Annotated in this window: 25 protein-coding genes and 4 tRNA genes; 16 read left to right on the forward strand and 13 right to left on the reverse strand. The window is 55.4% G+C overall.

Annotated elements, in window-relative coordinates; genetic code table 11:
- Positions 1-54: 54 nt before the first annotated feature.
- From AFL22_RS04740 to wrbA, 3 genes are read right to left on the reverse strand one after another with little or no spacing between them, the layout of a single operon-like run.
- The gene (locus AFL22_RS04740) at positions 55-1,428 is read right to left on the reverse strand and encodes an NAD-dependent succinate-semialdehyde dehydrogenase (protein WP_052270885.1); all 1,374 of its coding nucleotides are present in this window, start codon (positions 1,426-1,428) and stop codon (positions 55-57) included.
- A gap of 53 nt (positions 1,429-1,481) precedes the next feature.
- On the reverse strand, positions 1,482-1,712 hold the full coding sequence (locus AFL22_RS04745) for a YccJ family protein (protein WP_010669794.1): 231 nt from the start codon (positions 1,710-1,712) through the stop codon (positions 1,482-1,484).
- Positions 1,713-1,732: 20 nt separating this feature from the next.
- A complete protein-coding gene (wrbA, locus tag AFL22_RS04750) occupies positions 1,733-2,332 on the reverse strand; it encodes an NAD(P)H:quinone oxidoreductase (RefSeq protein ID WP_022625914.1) in 600 nt (199 codons plus the stop codon).
- Between the two features lie 300 nt (positions 2,333-2,632).
- On the opposite strand from wrbA, the gene AFL22_RS04755 reads away from it, so the two are divergent.
- Together AFL22_RS04755 and AFL22_RS04760 are read left to right on the forward strand one after the other, a co-directional pair.
- Positions 2,633-2,806, forward strand: coding sequence for a general stress protein (locus tag AFL22_RS04755; RefSeq protein WP_010246636.1), 174 nt, complete (start codon positions 2,633-2,635; stop codon positions 2,804-2,806).
- Between the two features lie 96 nt (positions 2,807-2,902).
- Positions 2,903-3,817, forward strand: coding sequence for a DMT family transporter (locus AFL22_RS04760; protein ID WP_010669796.1), 915 nt, complete (start codon positions 2,903-2,905; stop codon positions 3,815-3,817).
- Between the two features lie 4 nt (positions 3,818-3,821).
- Here AFL22_RS04760 and rutG read toward each other — a convergent pair whose 3' ends face one another.
- From rutG to rutA, 6 genes are read right to left on the reverse strand one after another with little or no spacing between them, the layout of a single operon-like run.
- A complete protein-coding gene (rutG, locus tag AFL22_RS04765; protein WP_052270886.1) occupies positions 3,822-5,150 on the reverse strand; it encodes a pyrimidine utilization transport protein G in 1,329 nt (442 codons plus the stop codon).
- A gap of 46 nt (positions 5,151-5,196) precedes the next feature.
- Positions 5,197-5,712 (reverse strand): NADH-dependent FMN reductase RutF, encoded by a 516-nt coding sequence (rutF, locus tag AFL22_RS04770; RefSeq protein WP_029518970.1) that lies wholly within the window; start codon positions 5,710-5,712, stop codon positions 5,197-5,199.
- 19 nt (positions 5,713-5,731) lie between these two features.
- Positions 5,732-6,541 carry a pyrimidine utilization protein D gene (rutD, locus tag AFL22_RS04775; RefSeq protein ID WP_033766883.1) on the reverse strand — a complete coding sequence of 270 codons (810 nt, stop codon included), beginning with the start codon at positions 6,539-6,541 and terminating at the stop codon, positions 5,732-5,734.
- Positions 6,541-6,936, reverse strand: a complete 396-nt coding sequence (gene rutC, locus AFL22_RS04780; protein WP_033779453.1) for a pyrimidine utilization protein C — start codon at positions 6,934-6,936, stop codon at positions 6,541-6,543. Before rutC ends, rutD begins: the two co-directional genes overlap by 1 nt.
- Positions 6,937-6,956: 20 nt before the next feature.
- Positions 6,957-7,670, reverse strand: a complete 714-nt coding sequence (gene rutB / locus AFL22_RS04785) for a pyrimidine utilization protein B (protein WP_033767366.1) — start codon at positions 7,668-7,670, stop codon at positions 6,957-6,959.
- A complete protein-coding gene (rutA, locus tag AFL22_RS04790; protein ID WP_045140569.1) occupies positions 7,670-8,761 on the reverse strand; it encodes a pyrimidine utilization protein A in 1,092 nt (363 codons plus the stop codon). The genes rutB and rutA overlap by 1 nt, the downstream gene beginning before the upstream one ends.
- Positions 8,762-9,067: 306 nt before the next feature.
- Between rutA and rutR the strand changes: the two genes are divergently transcribed.
- Together rutR and AFL22_RS04800 are read left to right on the forward strand one after the other, a co-directional pair.
- Entirely contained in the window at positions 9,068-9,703 is a 636-nt protein-coding gene (gene rutR, locus AFL22_RS04795) for an HTH-type transcriptional regulator RutR (RefSeq protein ID WP_003849991.1), read from the forward strand.
- A gap of 38 nt (positions 9,704-9,741) precedes the next feature.
- A complete protein-coding gene (locus AFL22_RS04800; protein ID WP_010246619.1) occupies positions 9,742-10,716 on the forward strand; it encodes a metal-dependent hydrolase in 975 nt (324 codons plus the stop codon).
- A 46-nt stretch (positions 10,717-10,762) separates the two neighbouring features.
- Here the strand turns inward: AFL22_RS04800 and cycA are convergent, their stop codons facing one another.
- Positions 10,763-12,157, reverse strand: a complete 1,395-nt coding sequence (cycA, locus tag AFL22_RS04805) for a D-serine/D-alanine/glycine transporter (protein WP_022625909.1) — start codon at positions 12,155-12,157, stop codon at positions 10,763-10,765.
- Positions 12,158-12,443: 286 nt separating this feature from the next.
- On the opposite strand from cycA, the gene AFL22_RS04810 reads away from it, so the two are divergent.
- The 3 genes from AFL22_RS04810 to AFL22_RS04820 all read left to right on the forward strand — a co-directional run bounded on the left by AFL22_RS04810 (position 12,444) and on the right by AFL22_RS04820 (position 15,765).
- Positions 12,444-13,139 carry an extensin family protein gene (locus tag AFL22_RS04810; protein WP_052270887.1) on the forward strand — a complete coding sequence of 232 codons (696 nt, stop codon included), beginning with the start codon at positions 12,444-12,446 and terminating at the stop codon, positions 13,137-13,139.
- A 1,169-nt stretch (positions 13,140-14,308) separates the two neighbouring features.
- Entirely contained in the window at positions 14,309-15,031 is a 723-nt protein-coding gene (gene sdiA / locus AFL22_RS04815) for a transcriptional regulator SdiA (RefSeq protein WP_045140567.1), read from the forward strand.
- A gap of 122 nt (positions 15,032-15,153) precedes the next feature.
- Complete coding sequence (locus tag AFL22_RS04820; RefSeq protein ID WP_029518973.1) at positions 15,154-15,765, forward strand: acyl-homoserine-lactone synthase; 612 nt, start codon at positions 15,154-15,156, stop codon at positions 15,763-15,765.
- Between the two features lie 35 nt (positions 15,766-15,800).
- Here AFL22_RS04820 and AFL22_RS04825 read toward each other — a convergent pair whose 3' ends face one another.
- Positions 15,801-16,025, reverse strand: a complete 225-nt coding sequence (locus AFL22_RS04825) for a DUF2594 family protein (RefSeq protein WP_003849983.1) — start codon at positions 16,023-16,025, stop codon at positions 15,801-15,803.
- 432 nt (positions 16,026-16,457) lie between these two features.
- On the opposite strand from AFL22_RS04825, the gene uvrY reads away from it, so the two are divergent.
- The 6 genes from uvrY (at position 16,458) to AFL22_RS04855 (ending at position 19,997) form a co-directional block, all read left to right on the forward strand.
- Positions 16,458-17,117, forward strand: a complete 660-nt coding sequence (uvrY, locus tag AFL22_RS04830; protein WP_010246608.1) for a UvrY/SirA/GacA family response regulator transcription factor — start codon at positions 16,458-16,460, stop codon at positions 17,115-17,117.
- A complete protein-coding gene (gene uvrC / locus AFL22_RS04835) occupies positions 17,110-18,942 on the forward strand; it encodes an excinuclease ABC subunit UvrC (protein ID WP_031593540.1) in 1,833 nt (610 codons plus the stop codon). The genes uvrY and uvrC overlap by 8 nt, the downstream gene beginning before the upstream one ends.
- Positions 18,943-19,011: 69 nt before the next feature.
- A complete protein-coding gene (pgsA, locus tag AFL22_RS04840) occupies positions 19,012-19,560 on the forward strand; it encodes a CDP-diacylglycerol--glycerol-3-phosphate 3-phosphatidyltransferase (protein ID WP_010246604.1) in 549 nt (182 codons plus the stop codon).
- Between the two features lie 150 nt (positions 19,561-19,710).
- A tRNA-Gly gene (locus AFL22_RS04845) sits at positions 19,711-19,786 on the forward strand.
- Between the two features lie 40 nt (positions 19,787-19,826).
- A tRNA-Cys gene (locus AFL22_RS04850) sits at positions 19,827-19,900 on the forward strand.
- Between the two features lie 10 nt (positions 19,901-19,910).
- A tRNA-Leu gene (locus tag AFL22_RS04855) sits at positions 19,911-19,997 on the forward strand.
- Between the two features lie 135 nt (positions 19,998-20,132).
- Here AFL22_RS04855 and AFL22_RS04860 read toward each other — a convergent pair.
- A complete protein-coding gene (locus tag AFL22_RS04860) occupies positions 20,133-20,369 on the reverse strand; it encodes a hypothetical protein (RefSeq protein WP_227024292.1) in 237 nt (78 codons plus the stop codon).
- 234 nt (positions 20,370-20,603) lie between these two features.
- Here AFL22_RS04860 and AFL22_RS23930 point away from each other — a divergent pair.
- Positions 20,604-20,679, forward strand: a tRNA-OTHER gene (locus tag AFL22_RS23930).
- Positions 20,680-20,855: 176 nt separating this feature from the next.
- Positions 20,856-21,707: a substrate-binding domain-containing protein gene (locus tag AFL22_RS04865; protein ID WP_052270888.1), complete on the forward strand. Its 852-nt coding sequence runs from the start codon at positions 20,856-20,858 to the stop codon at positions 21,705-21,707.
- 31 nt (positions 21,708-21,738) lie between these two features.
- Here the strand turns inward: AFL22_RS04865 and AFL22_RS24205 are convergent, their stop codons facing one another.
- The gene (locus AFL22_RS24205) at positions 21,739-21,906 is read right to left on the reverse strand and encodes a hypothetical protein (RefSeq protein ID WP_010246480.1); all 168 of its coding nucleotides are present in this window, start codon (positions 21,904-21,906) and stop codon (positions 21,739-21,741) included.
- A 193-nt stretch (positions 21,907-22,099) separates the two neighbouring features.
- On the opposite strand from AFL22_RS24205, the gene AFL22_RS04870 reads away from it, so the two are divergent.
- A complete protein-coding gene (locus AFL22_RS04870; protein WP_010246478.1) occupies positions 22,100-22,300 on the forward strand; it encodes a DUF6404 family protein in 201 nt (66 codons plus the stop codon).
- The last annotated feature ends 15 nt before the right edge of the window (positions 22,301-22,315 follow it).

Consider the following 22,315-nt stretch of genomic DNA (forward strand, 5'->3'; position numbering starts at 1 on the left):
GGCTGATAATAAAAAACCCCGTCGAGACGGGGTTTTTTTATGGCTGCAAGGCGATTAACCCGCCACGACCACCAGTTTCTGGTTAGCAAACTCTTTGATGCCCAGATCAGACAGCTCACGGCCATAACCTGAACGTTTCACGCCACCAAAGGGCAGCTCCGCTGAGGTGTCGCTCTGAGAGTTGATAAACACCATGCCGGTTTCAATGGCAGAGGCCAGTTTACGACCGCGTGCAATATCGCGTGTCCAGACCGAGCCGCCCAGACCATAGTGAGAGTCGTTCGCCAGCGCCACAGCCGCCTGATCGTCACCTATGACATAAACCTGCGCGACCGGACCGAAGAACTCCTGATAATAGGCGGGATTATCCGGGGTAATGCCAGTGAGAATGGTTGGCTGATAGTAGCAACCTGCACCGTCAACGGCTTTGCCGCCCGTGACCAGTTTTGCGCCATTGGCGACGGCTTCGTCTACCTGTTTCACCAGGCGGTCACGCGCGTCAGCGGAAGAGAGCGGGCCAAGCGTGGTCTTCTCATCCAGCGGATCGCCCAGCGTAGCGGAACTCAGTGCAGCGCTGAACTGGCTGATAAAGCGATCGGCAATCTTCTCATGCAGAATAAAACGTTTTGCGGCGGTACAGACCTGTCCGCAGTTGCTGAGGCGAGCCTGCACGCCCTGACGTACCGCTTCATCAAGATCGGCATCATCCAGCACCACAAACACGTCATTGCCACCCAGCTCCAGCGTCGATTTCTTAAGATGCTTACCGGCCTGCTCAGCCACGGCGCTGCCCGCGCGCTCGGATCCGGTCAGGGCGACACCCTGTACGCGGTCGTCAGCAATCAGATCGGCGACCTGATCGGTGGAGATGAACAGGTTAGTCCAGGCCCCTTCAGGCGCACCCGCTTCACGAACCAGCTTTTCAAAGATATCGGCACAGTGCGGCACGATATTGGCATGTTTTGCCAGCACCGGGTTACCCAGCGCCAGATTAGGTGCCAGCACGCGCATCAGCTGATAGTAAGGGAAGTTCCACGGCTCGACGGCGACTAAAACGCCAATCGGATGATACTCAACCCAGGCTTCGCCCAGATCGCTGGGATAGGACTGCGGCTGCAGAATACGTTCCGCATTCTCTGCGTAGTAGCGGGCAATCTGCGAGCAGATTTTCACTTCTCCGCGGCTCTGACCAATCAGTTTACCCATCTCTTTACTGGCGATGGTGGCCAGTTCTTCCGCGCGGCTATCAATCAGGTCAGCCAGTTTTTTCAGTACCTGCAGACGCGGCTGAATATCACCTTTGCTCCATGAAGAATGGAAAAGGCGATCGGCCACTTCGAGGGCATGGCTGACGGCGGCTTCATCGTGTGACGGCCAGCTTTTCAGCAACTGGTTGTTTGCGGGATTAATGCTTTGATAGGAAGACATAGCGTACTCCTTGGTGAGCTAAAAATTGAGGGCGGGAAAGTCCCGCCCCTGAATCAGACGTTCTTACGTTCTACGGGCTTGTCATCCCAGGTCAGGAGATCTTTATCGGTTTTTTCAAAGGCGCGAATCAGCACGTCATCACTGCCTTGCTGACGCCAGATCTCTTCTGCCAGTTTTTCATCGTAGTTAGCCACTTCGAAAATGGCCTCGGCAATTTCAGGGGAGGTATGACGCAGACTTGCCCATTCGCCAACGTGATGTGCTTTCGATTGTTCAGTAGACATACTTTTCTCCTTTGATTAAATCAGTCCTGCAGTTTGACGGTCAGTCCGGCAACATGTTCGCCCTGAAAACGGGCGATATTCAGTTCCGCTTCGGTAGGCTGACGCGAACCATCGCCGCCCGCCAGGGTGGTGGCTCCATAAGGCGTTCCACCGCGAACCTGTGAAATATCGAACAACTCTTTGGTTCCGTAGCCGATTGGCACAATCACCATGCCGTGATGCGCCAGGGTGGTCCAGACAGACGTGATGGTCTGTTCCTGTCCGCCGCCGGTGCCGGTTGAAGTAAAGACGCTGGCAACCTTGCCAAACAGCGCGCCTGACGCCCAGAGTCCGCCGGTGCGATCCCAGAATGTCCGCATCTGTCCAGCCATGTTGCCGAAGCGGGTCGGGGTACCGACGATAATCGCGTCATAGTGCGGCAGCACCTCAGGCGTGGCTTCTGCTGCCTGCTGATCGGTTTTGCCACCCACCTGTGCAAAGCGATCGGCCTCCATCGTTTCTGGTACCCGCAGGATATCCACTTCCGCGCCGGGAACCCGACGAGCGCCTTCTGCAACCGCGTTCGCCATTGTTTCGATATGTCCGTACATCGAGTAGTAGAGCACCAGAATCTTAGCCATTGATCTCTCCAGATGGTTTTGACGTCCAGAAAAAGTATAGAAGAGCTTTCGTTTTACGCAGGCGATGCCGAAGCCGGAACGGAGGAGTCGGGCAATAAATCAGCAGCTAATCGGTTGTAAGTCGGCAGAGTGTTCGTTGTTTAGCCAAATTTCTGGTGATTACTCTGTTGCTAAATGTGACTGGCGGACGAGTGAAAGGATAATCTGGCTATTATTTAAACATGGGCTGAGCTCGGGTTTCGGGCCGTCAGCCCTCTGTTTTTAATTCTTAATTATCGCACTACGCGACAGGAGCAAATCATGACAACACATCGTGGGGGTTCTGGAAATTTTGCTGAAAACCGTGAACGTGCCGCAGAAGCGGGACGTAAAGGGGGAAAAAACAGCGGCGGTAATTTTAAAAACGATCCGCAGCGCGCCGCGCGTGCCGGGGAGAAAGGGGGACGCAGCAGTCCTAAAAAACCGGACGCATAACCCCACACTGCCGCCGGTTGAGACCGGCGGTTAACGTCGTTGCTTTTCCCCCTCGCTCTCCCCACAATATTGTCCGGACACATCATCAGGTGAATTATGTCGGACACACTCCGCGGTTTAACCCTGCGCCTGACGCGGCAGGAGCTGGTATTACTTTTCATAACCATGATCTGGGGCGGCACCTTTCTGGTGGTGCATCGTGCGATGCAGCACTCCGGCCCGTTCTTCTTTGTCGGCCTGCGTTTTGCCACCGCCGCGCTGCTGCTGGCGCTCTTTTTCCGCCGCTATCTGGCAGGCATGACCTGGCTGGAGGTGAAAGCGGGTGCGCTGATTGGCCTGTCGATCGCCGGGGGCTATGGTCTTCAGACGTGGGGAATGCAGACCATCTCCAGCAGTCAGTCCGCCTTTCTCACCGCGCTCTATGTCCCTGTCGTGCCGTTGCTGCAATGGCTGTTTCTGCGCCGTCCGCCGGGATTGATGTCGTGGCTGGGGATTGTACTGGCGTTTACCGGCCTGCTGCTGGTGGCCGGGCCGCAGGATGGTCGCATCACTCTGAATGCGGGTGAAATAGCGACGCTGATCAGTACCCTGGCGATCGCTGCCGAAATCATCTTAATCAGCCGCTATGCCGGTAAGGTCGATGTGCGCCGTGTGACCCTGATCCAGCTGGCGGTGGCGTCGCTGTGCGCCTTTGGTCTGATGATCCCCAATGGGGAAACGGTGCCTGCCATCTCAACGCCGCTGCTGCTCAGCGCGCTGGGGCTGGGTGCGGCCAGCGCCCTGATTCAGGTCACCATGAACTGGGCGCAACGCAGCGTTTCGCCGACCCGCGCTACGGTGATTTATGCCGGGGAACCAGTCTGGGCTGGCGTCGTGGGGCGTATTGCGGGTGAGCGCCTGCCTGCGCTGGCGTTGCTGGGCGGCGCGCTGATCGTCTGCGGGGTGATCGTCAGTGAGCTGCGGCTGAAACGAAAAAAAGCGGTGCAGCCTGCTGCCACACCGCTGGAGTAGGTCGTTAACCCTGCTGTCGCGCCAGGGGCTTGTCCTGCTTTGCCGCATTGCGTCGGCGCAGAATCGCATTGAGGATAATCGCGCCAAAGGTGGCGGTACCGATACCCCCCAGCGTGAAAGAACCGATTTTCAGCGCGAAATCACCGGCACCGAGCACCAGTGTGGTCGCCACCATGATCAGGTTACTGTTCTGGCCTAAATCAACATGGTTCTGTACCCAGATGCGGGCACCCGCTACCGCAATCAGCCCGAACACCACAATGGATGCGCCGCCAATCACCGGTGCCGGAATAGTGTGGATCAGCGCACCAAACTTCGGCGAGAAACCGGCGAGGATGGCGATGACCGCCGCGGCGACAAATGCCAGCGTAGAATAGACTTTGGTCACCGCCATCACCCCGATATTTTCGGCATAGGTGGTGACGCCACTGCCGCCGATCGAGCCGGAGAGCATGGTGGCCAGGCCATCGCCAACAAAAGCGCGTCCCATGTAAGGATCGAGATTGCGTCCGGTCATACCCGCCACCGCTTTCAGATGCCCGAGGTTTTCAGCCACCAGAATGATCGCCACCGGGGCGATAAGCACCATCGCCTGCAGATCAAAGGTGGGTGCAGTGGTGTGCGGCAGACCAAACCAGGCAGCCTGTGATAGCAGGGTAAAATCGACCGGCTTACCCAGCCCCAGACCGTTGGTCAGCAGCGCATAGATCGCCCAGGCCAGAATCAGGCCGACCAGAATCAGCAGTCGCTGAATCATCCCGTGGGTAAATACCGCTACCAGACCAATGCAGAGTACGGTCATCACCGCAACCCAGCTGTCGAATGACGAGGCGGAGACGCTGTGAACCGCAATCGGGGCCAGATTCAGCCCGATAGCCATCACCACCGCACCGGTCACGACCGGCGGCATCAGATTTTCAATCCAGCGCGTGCCGGACTTCATCACCACCAGACCAATCAGCGTGTAGAGCAGGCCGCAGGCTATCACGCCGCCCAGCGCCACGCTGAGATTGGGATTCAGCCCCTGACCGCTGAAGCCGGTTACCGCAATGACCACGCCGACAAAGGCAGCGCTCGACCCGAGATAACTGGGCACCCGACCGCCGGTGATAAAGAAGAACAGCAGCGTGCCTATACCCGAGACCAGAATGGCCAGATTGGGATCCAGCCCCATCAGCAGGGGCATCAGCACCGTTGCGCCAAACATCGCTACCGCATGCTGTAAACCCAGCACCAGCGTCTGCCCCAGAGGCAGGGTCTCATCCGGGGCGATAATACCGTTTTCTGTTAATGCCGACTTCTTTTGCCATTGCGGAAACCAGGATCGTGCCATCGTCTACTCCAGAGCGTTATGAATGCCGGTGGGATTCAGGGAAGTGTTAACAGGCATCCTGCCGCAACAGGGGATGGTATCCCCGGTCAAACCACGCCAGACCGTGGGTGTCGTCATTGCGCACTAATCCCACGACTTCGCAGAACAGCGTGTCATGCGTACCGACGCTGACAATCTGAGTGATGCGGCAGTCAAAGGACGCGACGGCGCCGCTCAGCACTGGCGAGCCGGTCACGGCCGTTGACCACTCAGCGGCAATAAAACGATCAGCCATTGGTGTTTTGCCGCCGAACAGATTGGAGAGCGTTTCATGGCCCGCCGCCAGCGTATTGACGCAGAGCTGCATATTTTCGCGGAACACCGGGTAAACCGAGGCAGAGCGGTTAAGGCAGACCAGCAGCGTCGGCGGCGAATCCGTGACGCTGCACACCGCCGAGGCCGTAAAGCCTGCGCGTCCGGCCGGGCCTTCAGTGGTGATGATGTTGACCGCAGCACCGAGCCGCGACATCGCATTACGAAACTCAGTTTTCTCAACGGCAGGGGTAAGGGTATCCAGGCTCATCGTGTTCTCCGCGAAAAGGTTATCCGACGACGCGCTGCAGCGGCTGCACGTCATCAGTCTGATCCAGCCACTGCAGCAGCAGGGCATTAAAGTTTTCGGGGGCGGTGACGCTCATGGCGTGGCCGCCCCAGGCCATCATCTGTTCAGTCGCATTGGGCAGGGCCGCGGCCAGCTCAGTTGAGCAGCTCCATGGCACCAGCAGATCGTCCTGGCTGGCGATCACCAGCACCGGTTGTGGAATGGCAGCAGCCCGCGCGCTGAAGTCGGCGCTCATCAGGGCGTGCAGCCGCCGCATCAGATTTTCCATCCCCTGAAAATGTGCGACGTGATGGCTATCTTCCTGATCCAGCCGTGTCTGATGCTGTGCCATCCACTCCGCAGGATAGAGAAACAGCGGCTGAGCGCGGACAAATGCCTCGACGCCGACGTTGAGCAGCAGGTCCTGACGCACCTGAAAGCAGCGACGGGTATGGGGATGCAGCGTCAGCCAGCCATTGATCACCGCGATCCGTTCGATCCGATCCGGATAATCCAGCGCCAGCTGCATCCCCATCAGACCGCCCAGCGCGTGCCCGATCAGGCTGAAGCGCAGGATGCCGTGCTGCGCCAGCGCGGCGGCCAGTTCTGACGCCATCATCGCCATGCTGTAGCCTTCCGGCAGGCTGTCAGCGCTGCGACCGGTGCCGCGCTGGTCATAGGTCACCACCCGATAGCGTGCCGTTAGCGCGGCCAGCTGCGGCTGCCAGAAACCCGCCACGCCGCCCAGACCGGATGAGAGCACCAGTGTCGGTGCATCGGGATTTTGCAGACCCAGAATATCCAGCTGCATCAGACCTCCGCTTTGCCGATGTGCGCCACGCTGGCGATCTCAATCAGCGCATCAGGCTTGACCAGACCGCACTGAATACAGAAGCGCGCCGGTTTTTCGCCGGGAAAGAACTCGGCATAAACCTGATTCACCGCGGCGTAGTTCGACCAGTCGGTGATAAAAATCGAATTAAACGTCACATCGGTCATGCTGCCACCGGCGGTCTCGATCACCTTTTTAATGGTTTCCAGCACGTGGCGGGTCTGCGCTGCGGCATCACCCACATGCACCACGTTGTTGTCAGCATCAAACGGCAGCGTACCCGAGACATAGACCACGCCATCCGCCAGCGTGCCGGGAACGAACGGGGCAATGGGGGTGGAGGTGCCTGGCGGAACAATAATACTTTTCGGCATAGCGTCGTCCTTATCGTGGATTAGCGGGCATTCAGGCTTTCGCAGAAGGTATCGACATCCGATACCCAGCCAAAAAAGGTTTCGATATTGAACAGGGCAGCCTGCTGAGCAAAGGGCGGGCCGGCCTGATAAGTGGCGTCTTCCAGCACCACGCCGAAGTACTCCAGAAAGAAGCCGTCGCGCAGCGTCGATTCAACGCAGACGTTGGTCGCGATGCCGGTAAACATCAGATGACGGATCCCGCGGCTGCGCAGCATGCTGTCGAGCGGGGTGTTATAGAAGCCGCTGTAACGTGATTTCGGCAGCACGATGTCACCGGGTTGCGGCACCAGTTCATCGACCAGCGCGTAATCCCAGCCGCCTTTTGACAGCAGCGACCCCTGCAGTTCAGGCCGTTTACGCATGGTTTTCAGGGCATTCGATTTGTGGAAATTGGGGGAACCGGCGTCGCCCGCTTCTACATAGTCACTGTCCCAGCCGTTCTGGAACCAGATGATCTGAACGCCTGCCGCACGGGCCGCCGTCACCGCCTGATAGATTTTCGCAATCACCGGCTTGGTGGCGGAAACATCGAAGCCCGCCAGATCGAGATAGCCGCCTTCAGTGGCGTAGGCGTTCTGCATATCCACGACAATCAGCGCGGTCTGGCCAGGCGGAAAGGCGATCGGCTCTGGCCGCGCCGGCAGTTCAACCTGGGGAACATCCGGCGTGTGAGCACAATAAACGGTAGCCATCATGCCACCTCCTGCTGTGCGTCGAGCAGGGCGCTGCGACAGGCCATCAGCGGCTGAATGTGCTGCCCGAAGTTCTCGATACCCTGCAGGAAGTCATCAAACGTCAGCAGCACGCCGTGGGTGCCTTCGACCTGCGCAACCTCATCCAGCATCCGCGCCACGCTGGCATACGACCCCACCAGGGTGCCCATATTGATATTGACTGCCGAGGTCGGATCCGCCATCTGGCGCACATTGGTGTCGCTGCCCGATTTGGTGTCCTGCTGACTCTGAGTGGTGAGCCAGGAGAGCGCCTCTTCATCCGCACCGGCTTTGTAGTGTTCCCACTTCGCCCGCGCTTCTTCGTCCGTTTCAGCAGCGATGATCATAAACAGCACATAGGAGCCGACATCGCGGCCCGCTTTTTCAGCGGCCTGCTTCATGCGAATCGAGGTAGAGCTGAACGCGGCAGGCGTGTTAACACCTTTACCAAAGCAGAAGTTGTAATCGGCGTGCTGAGCAGAGAAGGCCATACCGGCATCGCTCTGTCCGGCGCAGATCACCTTCATCGGGCGCTGCGGCTGCGGACTCACGCGGCAGTCGTTCATGGTGAAGAACTCACCTTTAAAGTCCGATTTTCCAGTGCCCCACAGATCGCGCAGCACGGTAACGTATTCGGTCAGATAAGCGTAGCGGCTGCTGAAGTACTCATCGCCAGGCCACATACCCATCTGTTCATATTCCGGTTTCTGCCAGCCGGTCACCAGGTTGACGCCAAAGCGACCGCCTGAAATGGAATCGATGGTGGACGCCATGCGCGCCACAATCGCCGGAGGCAGCGTCAGGGTGGCGGCGGTGGCGTAGATCTCAATGCGCGATGTCACGGCGGCCAGCCCAGCCATCAGGGTGAACGATTCGAGATTATGATCCCAGAACTCGGTTTTTCCGCCGAAGCCGCGCAGTTTGATCATCGAGAGCGCAAACTCGAAATGGTAATGCTCTGCTTTCAGCACGATCGCTTTGTTCAGTTCAAAGGTCGGCATGTACTGCGGCGCATTGGACGAAATCAGCCAGCCATTGTTACCAATCGGAATAAAGACGCCTATCTTCATGTGAAACCTCGTTGCGATGGGGGAAAGGTGTTTCACGCGCTGCACTGCATCCTGCATCGTCCATGTGGGCCGCGCTCAGTCACAATTCTGCAAACTGTGTGCCACTTTTTTTATTCTTTTAGATAACAATGAGTTAAAATTAACCCGAAAGAGGTAAGTGGAGTAACTGGTCCATTTCAGACCGTCTGGTCAAAATTCGCTGCACGTTTTCCATGCAGGCTGAGCAAAAAAGGTGCAGGGCGCGGATTGGGCAGCGATGAATCCCTTTGCTATGATGCGCTGACACCAGAAGGATGAGGTAAACGTGTGAATACCGATGAAAAAAAGCCAACGCGACGTTCGCGTGCGGTCGCAGCGAAGCGGGCCGCCATACTGGAAGCGGCATTAACCTTCTTCTCACAGTTTGGCATTCACGGCACCAGCCTCGATAAGGTGGCCGAGCTGGCCGATGTCTCTAAAACCAATCTGCTCTACTATTTTCCCTCTAAAGAAGTGCTGTATGTGGCCGTGCTTAAGCAGATTCTGGATGTCTGGCTGGCACCGTTGCGCGCGCTGGCGCACGATCAGGATCCATTGGTCGCGATTCGTCGCTACATCCGGCTGAAGCTGGAAGTGTCGCGCGATCATCCTCAGGCTTCCCGGCTCTTCTGTCTGGAGATGTTGCAGGGTGCTCCGCTTCTGAAAGGGGAGCTGGCAGGCGATCTTAAGCAGCTGGTGGATGACAAAGCGGCAATTATTGAGCGCTGGATTGATGAAGGACGACTGGCGGGCGTACAGCCGCAGCATCTGATCTTTATGCTGTGGGCCACCACGCAGCATTACGCCGATTTTGCCACTCAGGTTGAGGCCGTTACCGGCCAGACGCTCAGCGATCCGGCGTTTTTCGATCAGGCTGTTGATAACGTGCAGCGCATGATCATCGAAGGGATTCGCGTACGCTAATTCAGGATACATCCACGGTTCAGGTACGGAGTTAATCAATGGATTCTGTTTCGCAGCTGGTGCTGGGTGCCTCAGTCAGTGTCGCAGTGATGGGACGTCGGGTGCCGGTCTGGCAGGCCGCGCTGGTGGGCGGCGTCTGCGGCACCTTACCCGATCTCGATGTCTTTCTTGATCATGGCGATGCGATACGCAACATGACCCTGCATCGCACGGAAACGCATGCGCTGCTCTGGCTCACGCTGCTCTCGCCACTGATTGCATGGCTGGTGGCAGGTCTGTTTCGTCAGCGGGTGAAGTGGGCAGCATGGTGGCCTGCCATCTGGCTGGCGCTGATTACCCATCCGCTGCTCGATTTGATGACGGTGTATGGCACCCAGCTTGGCCTGCCGATCACCGATTATCCTTATGCCATCGGCAGTATCTACATCGTCGATCCACTCTATACGCTGCCGCTGCTGGCAGGCCTGGGCGTCGCGCTCTGGCGGCGCAGTGATAAAGGGCTGCGCGGAAACCGGCTCGGGCTGATGCTGAGTACCCTTTATCTGGTCTGGAGCGTGGTGATTCAGGGCGTCGCAGGCTGGCAGATCAGAGCGTCGCTGGCGGAGCAGGGTATTCCGGACAATAAAGTGCTGGTGACGCCCACGGCCTTTAATACGCTGGTATGGCGCAGCGTGATTATGACGCCGGATCGCTATGGCGAAGTTTACTGGTCGCTGTTGTCGCCCTCACGGCCACTGCAGGTGGCGTGGTACCCGCGTCATCCTGAACTGTTCGACGCTTTTCGGGGCAGCTGGTATGCAGAACGTGTCGCCTGGTTCAGCCACGGCTTCTACGCGCTGCGGGAGCAGGACGGGCAGACGACGATTGCCGACCTGCGCATGGGCGAAGGCGATAAGTATACCTTCACCTTTGGTCTGGGCACGCCTCAGCAGCCCGATCCCCGGCCGCAGCGCTTACCTTATGAACGCCCCTCTTTATCCGCCATTTTCTCTGCGCTGGGCGATCGCCTGTAAAAAAAAGCCCGGTCATCTGACCGGGCTTTTTTCATGATATTACCGATTAGCGGCTACGACGATTACGCAGCATCCAGCCGACACCCAGCAGGGCAAACCAGAGTGGCGTAACCATCAGCGCCTGGCGCGTATCTTCCTGCAGCGTCAGCAGCACCAGCACAAATGCGAAGAATGCCATGCAGACCCAGCACATGAATTTGCCCAGCGGCATCTTAAATGCCGACTCCGCATGGCGCTGCGGATGCTTTTTACGGTAGGCCAGATAGCTGCACAGAATGATGGTCCAGACGAACATAAACAGAATGGCCGAGACGGTGGTCACCAGCGTGAAGACCTTCATTACATCCGGGATCAGGTAGATCAACGCCACACCAATCAGCAGGCACAGGCAGGAGAAAAACAGGCCGGTAGTCGGCACCGCACGGGCAGAGAGTCGGCCAAAGGCGCGGCTGGCCACACCCTGCTGCGACAGGCCATAGAGCATACGGCTGGTGGAGAAGATGCCGCTGTTGGCTGAGGAGGCGGCAGAAGTCAGCACCACAAAGTTAACGATACTCGCAGCCGCAGGCAGACCAATCAGAACGAACATCTCAACAAACGGACTGCGATCGGCCATCACCTGGGTCCAGGGCGTTACCGCCATAATCACCATCAGCGCCAGCACGTAAAACATAATGACCCGCAACGGAATCGCATTAATCGCGCGCGGTAACACTTTATGCGGATTGTGGGTTTCAGCCGCTGCCGTGCCCACCAGTTCAATGCCGACAAAGGCAAACACCGCAATCTGGAAGCCGGCAAAGAAGCCGCTGAGGCCTTTCGGGAACATGCCGCCGTGATCCCATATGTTGCTGAGTGACGCTGTGCCGCCGCCCGGTGAGGGGTAGTGAATCGATACCAGCACAATCCCGGTTACGATCAGCGCCACAATGGCGACGATTTTAATGATCGCGAACCAGAACTCCATCTCGCCAAACAGCTTGACGGTGGCAATGTTGAGCGCCAGAAAAACCACCACGCAGAGCAGGGCGCTCATCCAGATCGAGAAGCCCGGAAACCAGAGCTGGAAATAGGCGCTGATTGCCACCACGTCGGCAATGCCGGTTACCACCCAACAGAACCAGTAGGTCCAGCCGGTAAAGTAGCCCGCCCACGGGCCAAGCAGATCCGCGGCAAAATCGCTAAAGGATTTGTACTCAAGGTTGGAGAGCAGCAGCTCCCCCATGGCGCGCATCACAAAGAACAGCATAAAACCGATGATCATATAGACAAAAATGATCGAGGGGCCAGCCAGGCTGATGGTTTTACCTGAGCCCATAAACAGGCCGGTACCGATAGCGCCACCAATGGCGATCAGCTGGATGTGACGATTGTGCAGATTACGCTGGAGTTTATCGGGCGTCTCGTGGGTGCTTGCGGTTTCTTTAGATTGATCAACCATAGAATTGTCTTTCCTGTCGTGATGTTGTGTTCAGCTCTGCTGGCTGTTAGTCAAGGCGTCTGCCTGAGGGCAAGTCGGCATAAGATAGAGGAAGAGAGCCGGAATCGGGTAACGCTTTTTTACCAATTGTGATGCCTGCCGTCCCGGAAGCGGTAATAAAGCGCGATTTTGTTCAAACCTTCGTCAGCCTGGGTAATTATTCATCACGTTATGTCAGTCAGGCGGCGTGAAGGGCGATGGGCTTCTACACTTTTTGTTTGCTAATCATCATGCTGCGAGAGGGACTATGCGCACGCTTATCCTGTTTTTGCTATTGCTTGCGCTGGGATGGGTCAGCTTACCCTGGCTTAAGCAGCATCTGCCGCCGCAGTTTAATCCCTTTACGCCACTCTCTGTTACCGATCCGCCGGGCTGGATGACGCAGATTAAGATGAAAAGGCTGGCCAGCGATCCCGACGCATGTCTGGCGGTGATGCGCCGCGCGCAACAGGCGGGCTGGGTCAGCTTCAGCGAGCGTCCGGACGTCACGGGTCACTGTCCGCTCAGTCATCCGCTGCGGGTTCAGAAATTTGGCCCGGTCAGCCTCAGCAGCAGCTTTCTGGCCAGCTGTCCTATGGCCGTCGCCAGCACCATGTATGCTCTGCGCAGTCGTGAACAGACCGCCAGAGAGATGCACAGTCCACTGGTACGAATTACGCATGTCGGCAGTTACGCCTGCCGTAATATTTATCATCGTGCCCAGGGGCGGCTCAGTGAACATGCCACCGCCGATGCCTGGGATGTGACAGGCTTTCAGCTGGCTGATGGTCAGCGGCTTGAGGTCAATCGTCACTGGCAACAGCCGGAAGAAGAAGCGGCAATGCTTCATACGCTGTGGCGTGGCGGCTGTGAGGTATTCGGCAATGCGCTGGGGCCGGACTATAACGCCGCTCACGCCTCACATTTTCATCTGGGTATGCGTGGTGCAGGCTACTGCCGATAAATCATCAGACAGGATTAATACCGTGTTTGATTAAGAAATGTTCTTATGGTGCCAGTAAAACCCATCCAGTTATCATTGCTGAACCTGATCCCTTACTGAAATAGTCTGACAACAGGTCAGGATGCGCATAAAAAAGCCGATTTCAGGGCCATCTGTAAGAATAAAACGATGCCTGCGGGATATAACCCTTGTGCAGATTCTCAGCCTCATTTGCTCAGCGCCTGCTGGCGGCATGATGAAATTATTTCACGGTTGCGCTGGCAGAAATAAGGGAAAGGTATCGCATAAATAAAGCGTGCGTGATTGAGAAAAGAACGGATTTTTCCTGCAAATTTATTTTCATATGATTTAGTTGCGTGACTATCGGGAAAGTGATTTAACTGATTAAAATAGAGTCAGTGTTGAGCATTACGCCATAAATAGTGATCTCCGCCACGTATTGCGGTCAGTCAGCAGAGTAAGTAAACGAGACTTTTACGGACACGCTGTCCTGGATCAGGTATTTGCAGTCAGATAAGTCGATAAACCACAGCAGCATGTGAATCGACGGGCACAGAGCATGGTCGGGCAGGGGAGACCAGAAAAGGTTTATTAAACAGCACATCGTTACGCTTACAGGGCTGCCACTGAATACCGGGACAGGTCTTTCACCGGCAAGCGCGTGGCGCGGGCAGCATGCCGGTTAGCTGCCTCAACAGACGCCACAGGGGCTGCGGGGTCGTCTGACGAAACCAGTCCTGATGCTGCAAAGAGAGAGCCGGGCTTATTTCCTGATAAAAAATATGTCAGAAATTTGTCACTGCCGCTTCGCTTATAACGGAGTAATTAACGCCTTGTTTACTCGTTATTTACCCAACAATCAGCATCGCGATTCAATATTTTCAGCAGACGTTTCGGGGCTGAGATAAAATTGCACCGGAGGTCAGGGATTGAAATCCTATCAGAAAAATCTTATTCTCCTGGGGTGATTGAAATTGCTGTGATCGGCCTCACCTTGTAAAGGCAGGAACACTTTTTCACTCCGCTCCAACGGTGAAAGGTTAAATGCGCTGTAGATCGCGACAGATTCGTCCTGAACGATAAGTTAATTTTCTTCTGCAAAGTTATTTTATCCGATGAATCCGAATGAATATTACCGGAAGGGCGAGTGAAATTAACGCTGAGGCAATATGAGCACTGAAAATTATTTCGCCTGGCGACATGAAGCGAAAGAACAATTTCAGGCATTAACGGTTTCTTCTGAATTGAAGCCGTTATTGCAACAATTTACTGAATCTTTAGGCTTCGATTATTTTGCCTTTTTGATTCAGCACCCGGTGCCTTTTAACCGACCGCGCATTCATTTACATAGCACCTATCCCAGATTATGGGTTAAACGCTATGAGAAGCAGAATTATTACGCTGTCGATCCGGTGCTCAGGTTGTGTCAACGACCGGGCAAAGGCATGGCGTGGACGGAGGAACTCTTCGCCGACGCCGGCAATTTGTGGCATGAGGCGAGAGAATATGGGCTGCAGAGCGGATTTTCTTGCTCTGCAATGGCACCAAATCGCGTCATTGGTATATTATCTATATCGTCGCAACAGCCCATTTCTGTCCAGCTCTGCCATGCTGAGCTGGAGGTGAAACTACACCTTTTAGCGGAACTAAGTCTGGATACGCTGGAACGCTTTAGCGATGATGCAATGATGGTACTAAAAAAAGAGTTTAGTCAGCGCGAGCTGGAAATTTTGAAATGGACAGCCGAAGGAAAAACGGCGGTCGAAATTTCACTTATTTTATCCATCTCTGAACATACCGTTAACTTTCACCAAAAAAATATGCAAAAGCGTTTCAATGTTTCCAATAAAACGCAGATTGCCTGCTATGCAGCGGCAATCGGACTGATCTGAACATAAAGCAACGGCTACATTTCGCCGTTCCTTTGCACAGGTCTGTTGTCTACCCTGCGCCGGGACTTTGCCAGGCTGGCGCAAAGAAATCATTGCAAACATGGGGATGTCAGAGGCGCATGATGAAAATAGTGCAAACGCAATTAAAGGATATGCCATCCTCTTTGCTTGCCGAACTCGGCAGCTACCGATACAGCGTCTTTGCGCGCGGCGAAGGGTGGTCAATTCCGCCACGCCTGAGCACGCCAGGACAGGAATATGATCGCTACGATCGTTCAGATGTTACCTGGCTGATCGCATGGAATGCGCGGGAGGGCATCAGCGGCTGTGCGCGTCTGATGCCCTGGTTCGAACCTGAACTGAGTGAAGGCATCGTACTGCCTTTCAGCCATGAGAAAGTGTGGGAAATGTCGCGCTTCTCGGCACGGCTGGATGTGGACGCTGAACTGCCACTGAATATTCTCTGGCACGCCGTGCAGCTGGCAGAATTGAACGGTATGGAATACATCATCAGTTCGGCAACGCCGATGCTGGAGAAGATGTTTGAAGAGCATCAGGTGGTGTATGAGCCGCTGACGCCGGGACTTATTCTGTCAGAAGATAATCTGTTTGCGATCCGTATTCCGGTGGTTCAGCCAGCGCTGGCTGAAAAGTATCGGGGAACGCGGCGCTTTAGTCCGGAAGAGGTACTGCCTACGCTGGGCGTTTCGGTTAACTGGCAGGCGCACAGTTAATTAATTTGCCCCCGCGGCTGTGGGGGCAAGCAAGCTTACTGACGGTAGGCTGTTTTGATCTGCTTAATGGTATTGCTGAATACTTCCGCCTGAGGCTTGTCGCCCAGCGTCTGTACATAGCGTTCCATGTTGATAATCACTTTGCCGGCATCAGCCTGGCCCATACCTTTCAGGATCAGGGTGATCATCATCTTCAGACCCGCGATTTCATCCGCTAATTTCCGGGCTTCCTGCGAAGTTGCAAAATCTTCATCGCTCATGCGTTTCTCCTTGGTGAATGACAATGTGTCGGCAATCTGTCCGAACAGCAGTGCGTGAGTATATCACAGGGTCAGTAAGTTGCTGGAGCAGCCGGTTCGCTTCGCTATAAACAGCTGGTTTGTCCAGTACAACTAATCAATCGCTGAAAGTAATTACAGGTGTTGCCGGGCCAGATATCACAAGGGCCTGCAGCGATAAGGCACAGCAAAGTCTGGTGTTAATACCATGAAATAGTAAGAGTTTAAGGATTATTCAGTACGCCTGTCGGTTGTAAGAAATCTCTGTTATTGCTGGCTGCACGGGGCTGGAAATCGTTATGCGAAGCGTCGACTGTTTTGCTTTGTTGATGTGCTTTTGAGGTAAAAGCGGGTATGATTATCGCCTGTATTCGTTAATTGATTCCTCTTTTTTTAGCCTCTGGAGTTTCCCCGTTGATCAGTGTGCTTCTTGTTGATGACCATGAACTTGTCCGTGCCGGAATCCGTCGCATCCTTGAGGATGTCAAAGGTCTGGCCGTGGTCGGAGAGGTCAACTGTGGCGAGGATGCCGCTAAGTGGTGCCGTGCCAATCAGGTTGATGTGATCCTCATGGATATGAACATGCCGGGCATCGGTGGACTGGAGGCGACGCGCAAAATCGTGCGTTACAATCCCGATATCAAAATCATCATGCTGACCATTCACACGGAAAATCCGCTGCCTGCGAAAGTGATGCAGGCGGGGGCTGCAGGCTACCTCAGTAAAGGGGCTGCGCCGCAGGAGGTGATCAATGCGATTCGCTCGGTCAATGCCGGACAGCGCTACATCGCTTCAGATATCGCTCAGCAGATGGCGCTGAGCCAGATTGAGCCACAAAAAGCGGAATCCCCCTTCAGCTGTTTGTCGGAAAGGGAATTGCAGATTATGCTGATGATCACCCGTGGACAAAAGGTGACGGAAATTTCCGAGCAGTTAAATCTCAGTCCTAAAACCGTTAACAGTTACCGCTACCGGATGTTCAGCAAGCTGAATATCAGTGGCGATGTAGAGTTAACGCATCTGGCCATTCGACATGGCCTCTATAATGCGGAGCCGTTAATCAGTAGTGAATGACGTTTTTGATCCCAAAGCCTTTCTGAGTACGGTAACCAGCAAGCCCGGTGTTTACCGCATGTATGACGCCTCAGGCACCGTCATCTATGTAGGCAAAGCCAAAGACCTGAAGAAGCGTCTGACCAGCTACTTCCGCACTCAGGTCGGCAGCCGCAAAACCGAAGCGCTGGTTAGCAATATCCAGCACATCGATGTCACCGTGACCCACACCGAAACCGAAGCGCTGCTGCTTGAGCATAACTACATCAAGCTCTACCAGCCGCGCTACAACGTGCTGCTGCGCGACGATAAATCTTACCCCTACATCTTTCTTAGCAGCGATACCCATCCGCGACTGGCGATGCACCGTGGTGCAAAGCATGCCAAAGGCGAATACTTTGGCCCGTTCCCCAACGGCTATGCGGTGCGTGAAACGCTGGGATTGCTGCAAAAAGTCTTCCCTATCCGCCAGTGCGAAAACAGCGTCTACCGCAATCGCTCCCGGCCCTGTCTGCAATATCAGATTGGCCGCTGTCTGGGTCCCTGTGTCGCGGGGCTGGTCAGTGAGGAGGAGTATGCACAGCAGACCGATTACGTACGTCTGTTCCTGGCGGGAAAAGACGATCAGGTTCTCAACCAGCTGGTCAAACGGATGGAAGAGGCGAGCACGGGCCTGCGCTTTGAAGAGGCGGCACGCCTGCGCGACCAGATTCAGGCTGTGCGACGGATCACCGAAAAGCAGTTTGTCTCGAATCAGGGTGATGACCTTGATGTGATGGGTGTGGCTTATGAAGCGGGCATGGCCTGTCTCCACGTGCTGTTTATCCGTCAGGGCAAAGTGTTGGGCAGCCGCAGCTACTTCCCGAAAGTGCCCGTCGATACCGATCTGGCTGAGGTCGTTCAGACCTTTGTCGGGCAGTTCTACCTGCAGGGCAGTGAGGCACGTACGCTGCCTGGCGATATTCTGCTGGACTTCACCTTGCCAGAACGTGAACTGCTGGCTGAGTCGCTCAGTGAACTGGCCGGACGTCGGGTGAGTATTCAGAGCAAGCCGCGCGGGGATCGCGCCCGTTATCTCAAACTGGCGCGTACCAACGCCGCGACGGCGTTAACCACGCGGCTGTCACAGCACTCCACAATTCATCAGCGGCTGATGGCGCTGGCGGAGTTTCTTGAGCTGGACAAAATTAAACGCATGGAGTGTTTCGATATCAGTCATACCATGGGTGAGCAGACCATCGCCTCCTGCGTAGTGTTCGACCAGAATGGTCCGCTGCGTGCCGATTATCGTCGCTACAACATCAGCGGTATTACGCCGGGGGATGACTACGCCGCCATGAATCAGGTGCTACGTCGCCGCTATGGTAAAGCGATTGAAGAAGATAAGATTCCGGATGTGATTCTGATCGATGGCGGTAAGGGCCAGCTGTCTCAGGCGAAGCAGGTCTTCGCGGAACTGGATGTGCCCTGGGACAAAAGCCGGCCGATTTTACTCGGTGTAGCGAAAGGCAGCGATCGTAAAGCCGGACTGGAGACGCTGTTCTTTGAAGCGGAAGGTGAGGGCGTTTCGCTGCCACCCGATGCGCCAGCGCTGCATGTGATCCAGCATATTCGTGATGACGCTCACAATCATGCCATTTCAGGCCACCGTAAAAAACGGGCCAAAGTAAAGAACACCAGCGCACTGGAAAGCATCGAAGGGGTGGGGCCGAAACGGCGTCAGCAACTGCTTAAGTACATGGGGGGCCTGCAACCGCTGATGAACGCGTCAGTGGAGGAGATCGCCAATGTACCCGGTATCTCACATGCTCTGGCAGAAAAAATATACTACTCGTTGAAACACTAGCATTGAAACGGGGGGGGCAATGTAGGAACATAGGCTAAATTCTACCTATATCCAGACAGTTACCGGCATATGCAATTAAACATCCCGACGTGTCTCACCCTGTTTCGAGTCGTGCTCATCCCGTTCTTTGTGCTGGCTTTCTATCTGCCGTTCACCTGGGCGCCGCTGGCGACTGCACTGATCTTTGTTTTTGCTGCCATCACCGACTGGTTTGATGGCTTTCTGGCGCGCCGCTGGAAGCAGACGACACGCTTTGGTGCGTTTCTCGATCCGGTAGCGGATAAAGTGATGGTGGCCATTGCGCTGGTGCTGGTGGCGGAATATTTCCACGCCTGGTGGATTACGCTGCCCGCCGCCACCATGATTGCACGCGAGATCATTATCTCTGCGCTGCGTGAATGGATGGCGGAGATTGGTAAACGCAGCAGCGTGTCGGTTTCCTGGATTGGTAAAGTGAAAACCACTGCCCAGATGTTCTCACTGTTTGCCTTGCTGTGGCGTCCTGATGCCACCGTCGTGGCGATTGGTGTGGTGGCGTTATACATTGCTGCCGTGCTGACTTTCTGGTCTATGTTCCAGTATTTAAGCGCCGCGCGCGGCGATCTGCTCGAACCGTGATCGATACGATTTAAAAAGCAGCAAACGGACGCGCTGTGAGGATAATTTTATTGACTCATTGCGTCATCTAAGTAGAATGCATCGCATCGAACGGCAGCCAGGCTGCCAGAAGATAAATAAAATCAGCAGGTTCGACGAAATTGCTGAATTGCGGGAATAGCTCAGTTGGTAGAGCACGACCTTGCCAAGGTCGGGGTCGCGAGTTCGAGTCTCGTTTCCCGCTCCAGATTCGCAGGTCAGGTTAACCTGACGGCACATCAGTTTAAGGCGCGTTGGCAGAGTGGCTATGCAGCGGATTGCAAATCCGTGTACCTCGGTTCGACTCCGGGACGCGCCTCCAGTTACACCCTGCCCGGGTGGTGAAATCGGTAGACACAAGGGATTTAAAATCCCTCGGCTGTAAGGCTGTGCGGGTTCAAGTCCCGCCCCGGGCACCATATTTCTGCCGAAGAAAATCTAATAAAATAAAAGCAATATGCAGTAATGTCGTAACCGCCCAAGGGCGGTTTTTTTGTGCCTGCTATCTGGCGGATACGGCGACTGCAACCTCCGTTTAGCGGTATAAGCCGGCATCAGCCCCGGGAGCTGAATACCAGCTCATCATCAGTATCACTCACCAGCACCATCCGTTGCGCCTCGCCGCTGGAAGAGACAAAGGTCACTTCATGTCCGATGCTGATATCATCAAAGGCGTCGGTCGGCTGTGACTGCTTCCGGATCTCCAGAACCATCCGCGAGGGGTAGGGTTTATCATTGACCTTATCAATATGATAATTGGCGGTAAAATTCAGTTCGGGTTGATCAACCACGTAAAATTGTCCTGAAGGCATAGTCTTGACCTCTGCATAATGTTGCCATAAGTCCCGGTCGGAACAGGCTGCCTGAAACTTAAGGTTAGCTGAATAATCAATGCCTACAGGCGGCGGCACCTCTTTTTTGATTTCGTACGACGGTTGCAAAAATACCTGCCGCTTGCGCTTGCCTGGTCAGAGAGACGTACTACGCTTCCTGTTCACACAGCGCGGCTTTTCCAGGCACGCCATTCGGGCATGGTATAAAGGTATTACTGCAACTCTTAACGGGTTGACGATGCGGGTTCAACTCCTGCTGCCCGGTCCATCTTCTGCATCTGCGTAAACGCCAGCCTTATCCCTTTTGGGGTTCTGCCGATCCATCCCAATTACATCCGATTTCACTCATTTTTGCGGCCTGGGTCGAACTCTGTAACCTGTTGAAACGGTATGGTTTACCGTATTGTGGTGACTATTATTTGCCGTCGCAGAGAACTAACGCCAATGATTACACCTTTCACACCTGACTTAACTGAACCGGCGGCCCCCCCGGTTATCGGTGTTGTCGCCAGCCAGTTGCTCAATCCCTATCAACAAAAAATGCTGGACGAAGTGATGCGCCAGCTTAACGCGCGCGGTGTTATCACGGTGCTACTGAGTGCTGAAACCGAAGACACGCTGACCGCACTTATCCGGCAGGCTACACCGCTCGGGCTGCGTGGTTTGCTGTTACTCCCCGGTAACCGCGTTACTGATGCCTGCCATTTGCCGGTGCTTCAGATTGACGCTGAGCCTGAACTGCAGGCGGATGCACTGCGGGCGGGTGAGGTGACAGCGGAATTATTGCTTAAACAGGGGCATCAGCGGTTTGGCTTTATGCAGGCTCAGCCAGGCGAACTGGCGCAAAAACAGGGCTATCGCGCCGCCCTGCTGGCGGCGGGCATGGCGCTGAACGCCGAACTGACTGTGGGGAGTGATGATCGCGACTGCGCTTACCAGGCGATGATGTCTTATCTGAAAAAGACACGTGCTGCTGAGCGTATCCAGGCACTCTTCTGTGAAAGCGATCTGATGGCCTTTGGTGCAATGCAGGCGATTCGGGATTTTGGTCAGGGTATTCATCTGGCAGTGGCAGGTTTTGGCGATAGTGAAGAAGCCCGCAGCTCAACCTGGCATCTTACCAGCTGGTCACCTGACATCCGGCAGATCGCTGGTCGCGCGCTGGATCGCTGGCTGGGACAGCAGGCAGGCAACAGCAGTGCTGAAGAGCAGGGGCAATTACAGCGGCGTCACTCTCACGCAGGCAAAGTGCTGCCGGGTGAGATGTCAGCCTGCGGCTGCGCCTTCCGGCATTAACCAGCCCGCAACGCAGGCTGGCAGAATAATGTCAGGCCTGCGGTTGTCCTGCCGGGCCGCTGCCGCCGGGTGCGCCCACCGGCTGCTGCCCGCCAGGTGGTGGCGGTGGCGGGGCATCTCTGCCCGGTGGCGGCGGTGCACAGGCCGTAAGCGTGGCGAGGATAGCCAGTGTGGATAACAGATAAGCAGTACGTTTCATCGTAATTCCCCGATCAGGTAAGCGGAACGTTGAGTATAGAGAATTGCAACAAAACCGCCCGGACAGGACTAAATCATCAATACGCATGGCAAATTGTCGACGATTATTTGAGACGCCTCGCAACTCGTGCATGCTGGCAATGCGTTTCAGGCCGGAGCGCGCTAAGGTAGCGCTTCATTTAAGAGGAGTCGTTATGAATGGCATGATGAAGTTCGTCCGCGGGTGGCTGGTGTTCTCTGTACTGTGGGGCGTATTCATGTGGTTTATGTCATGGCAGCAGCAGGGCAAAGAGCCTGGTCTGGCGATTCTGACAAGTCTCTACGCCGGTTTAATCTACCAGGCGCTGATTACCATGGTTGGCCGCTACCGCGCGCGGCGGCAACAGGCTGAGTGAGTTCTGCTGCCGGAG

Origin of the sequence: Pantoea sp. CFSAN033090 (assembly GCF_001264395.1) — a bacterium.
Lineage (GTDB): Bacteria > Pseudomonadota > Gammaproteobacteria > Enterobacterales > Enterobacteriaceae > Pantoea > Pantoea agglomerans.

What these genes read in the sequence shown, in the direction of transcription:
- AFL22_RS04740 (WP_052270885.1), bottom strand. Translation starts at nt 1,428, where the DNA reads ATGTCTTCCTATCAAAGCATTAATCCCGCAAACAACCAGTTGCTGAAA.
- AFL22_RS04745 (WP_010669794.1), bottom strand. Translation starts at nt 1,712, where the DNA reads ATGTCTACTGAACAATCGAAAGCACATCACGTTGGCGAATGGGCAAGT.
- wrbA (WP_022625914.1), bottom strand. Translation starts at nt 2,332, where the DNA reads ATGGCTAAGATTCTGGTGCTCTACTACTCGATGTACGGACATATCGAA.
- AFL22_RS04755 (WP_010246636.1), top strand. Translation starts at nt 2,633, where the DNA reads ATGACAACACATCGTGGGGGTTCTGGAAATTTTGCTGAAAACCGTGAA.
- AFL22_RS04760 (WP_010669796.1), top strand. Translation starts at nt 2,903, where the DNA reads ATGTCGGACACACTCCGCGGTTTAACCCTGCGCCTGACGCGGCAGGAG.
- rutG (WP_052270886.1), bottom strand. Translation starts at nt 5,150, where the DNA reads ATGGCACGATCCTGGTTTCCGCAATGGCAAAAGAAGTCGGCATTAACA.
- rutF (WP_029518970.1), bottom strand. Translation starts at nt 5,712, where the DNA reads ATGAGCCTGGATACCCTTACCCCTGCCGTTGAGAAAACTGAGTTTCGT.
- rutD (WP_033766883.1), bottom strand. Translation starts at nt 6,541, where the DNA reads ATGCAGCTGGATATTCTGGGTCTGCAAAATCCCGATGCACCGACACTG.
- rutC (WP_033779453.1), bottom strand. Translation starts at nt 6,936, where the DNA reads ATGCCGAAAAGTATTATTGTTCCGCCAGGCACCTCCACCCCCATTGCC.
- rutB (WP_033767366.1), bottom strand. Translation starts at nt 7,670, where the DNA reads ATGGCTACCGTTTATTGTGCTCACACGCCGGATGTTCCCCAGGTTGAA.
- rutA (WP_045140569.1), bottom strand. Translation starts at nt 8,761, where the DNA reads ATGAAGATAGGCGTCTTTATTCCGATTGGTAACAATGGCTGGCTGATT.
- AFL22_RS04800 (WP_010246619.1), top strand. Translation starts at nt 9,742, where the DNA reads ATGGATTCTGTTTCGCAGCTGGTGCTGGGTGCCTCAGTCAGTGTCGCA.
- cycA (WP_022625909.1), bottom strand. Translation starts at nt 12,157, where the DNA reads ATGGTTGATCAATCTAAAGAAACCGCAAGCACCCACGAGACGCCCGAT.
- AFL22_RS04810 (WP_052270887.1), top strand. Translation starts at nt 12,444, where the DNA reads ATGCGCACGCTTATCCTGTTTTTGCTATTGCTTGCGCTGGGATGGGTC.
- sdiA (WP_045140567.1), top strand. Translation starts at nt 14,309, where the DNA reads ATGAGCACTGAAAATTATTTCGCCTGGCGACATGAAGCGAAAGAACAA.
- AFL22_RS04820 (WP_029518973.1), top strand. Translation starts at nt 15,154, where the DNA reads ATGAAAATAGTGCAAACGCAATTAAAGGATATGCCATCCTCTTTGCTT.
- AFL22_RS04825 (WP_003849983.1), bottom strand. Translation starts at nt 16,025, where the DNA reads ATGAGCGATGAAGATTTTGCAACTTCGCAGGAAGCCCGGAAATTAGCG.
- pgsA (WP_010246604.1), top strand. Translation starts at nt 19,012, where the DNA reads ATGCAATTAAACATCCCGACGTGTCTCACCCTGTTTCGAGTCGTGCTC.
- AFL22_RS04865 (WP_052270888.1), top strand. Translation starts at nt 20,856, where the DNA reads ATGATTACACCTTTCACACCTGACTTAACTGAACCGGCGGCCCCCCCG.
- AFL22_RS24205 (WP_010246480.1), bottom strand. Translation starts at nt 21,906, where the DNA reads ATGAAACGTACTGCTTATCTGTTATCCACACTGGCTATCCTCGCCACG.
- AFL22_RS04870 (WP_010246478.1), top strand. Translation starts at nt 22,100, where the DNA reads ATGAATGGCATGATGAAGTTCGTCCGCGGGTGGCTGGTGTTCTCTGTA.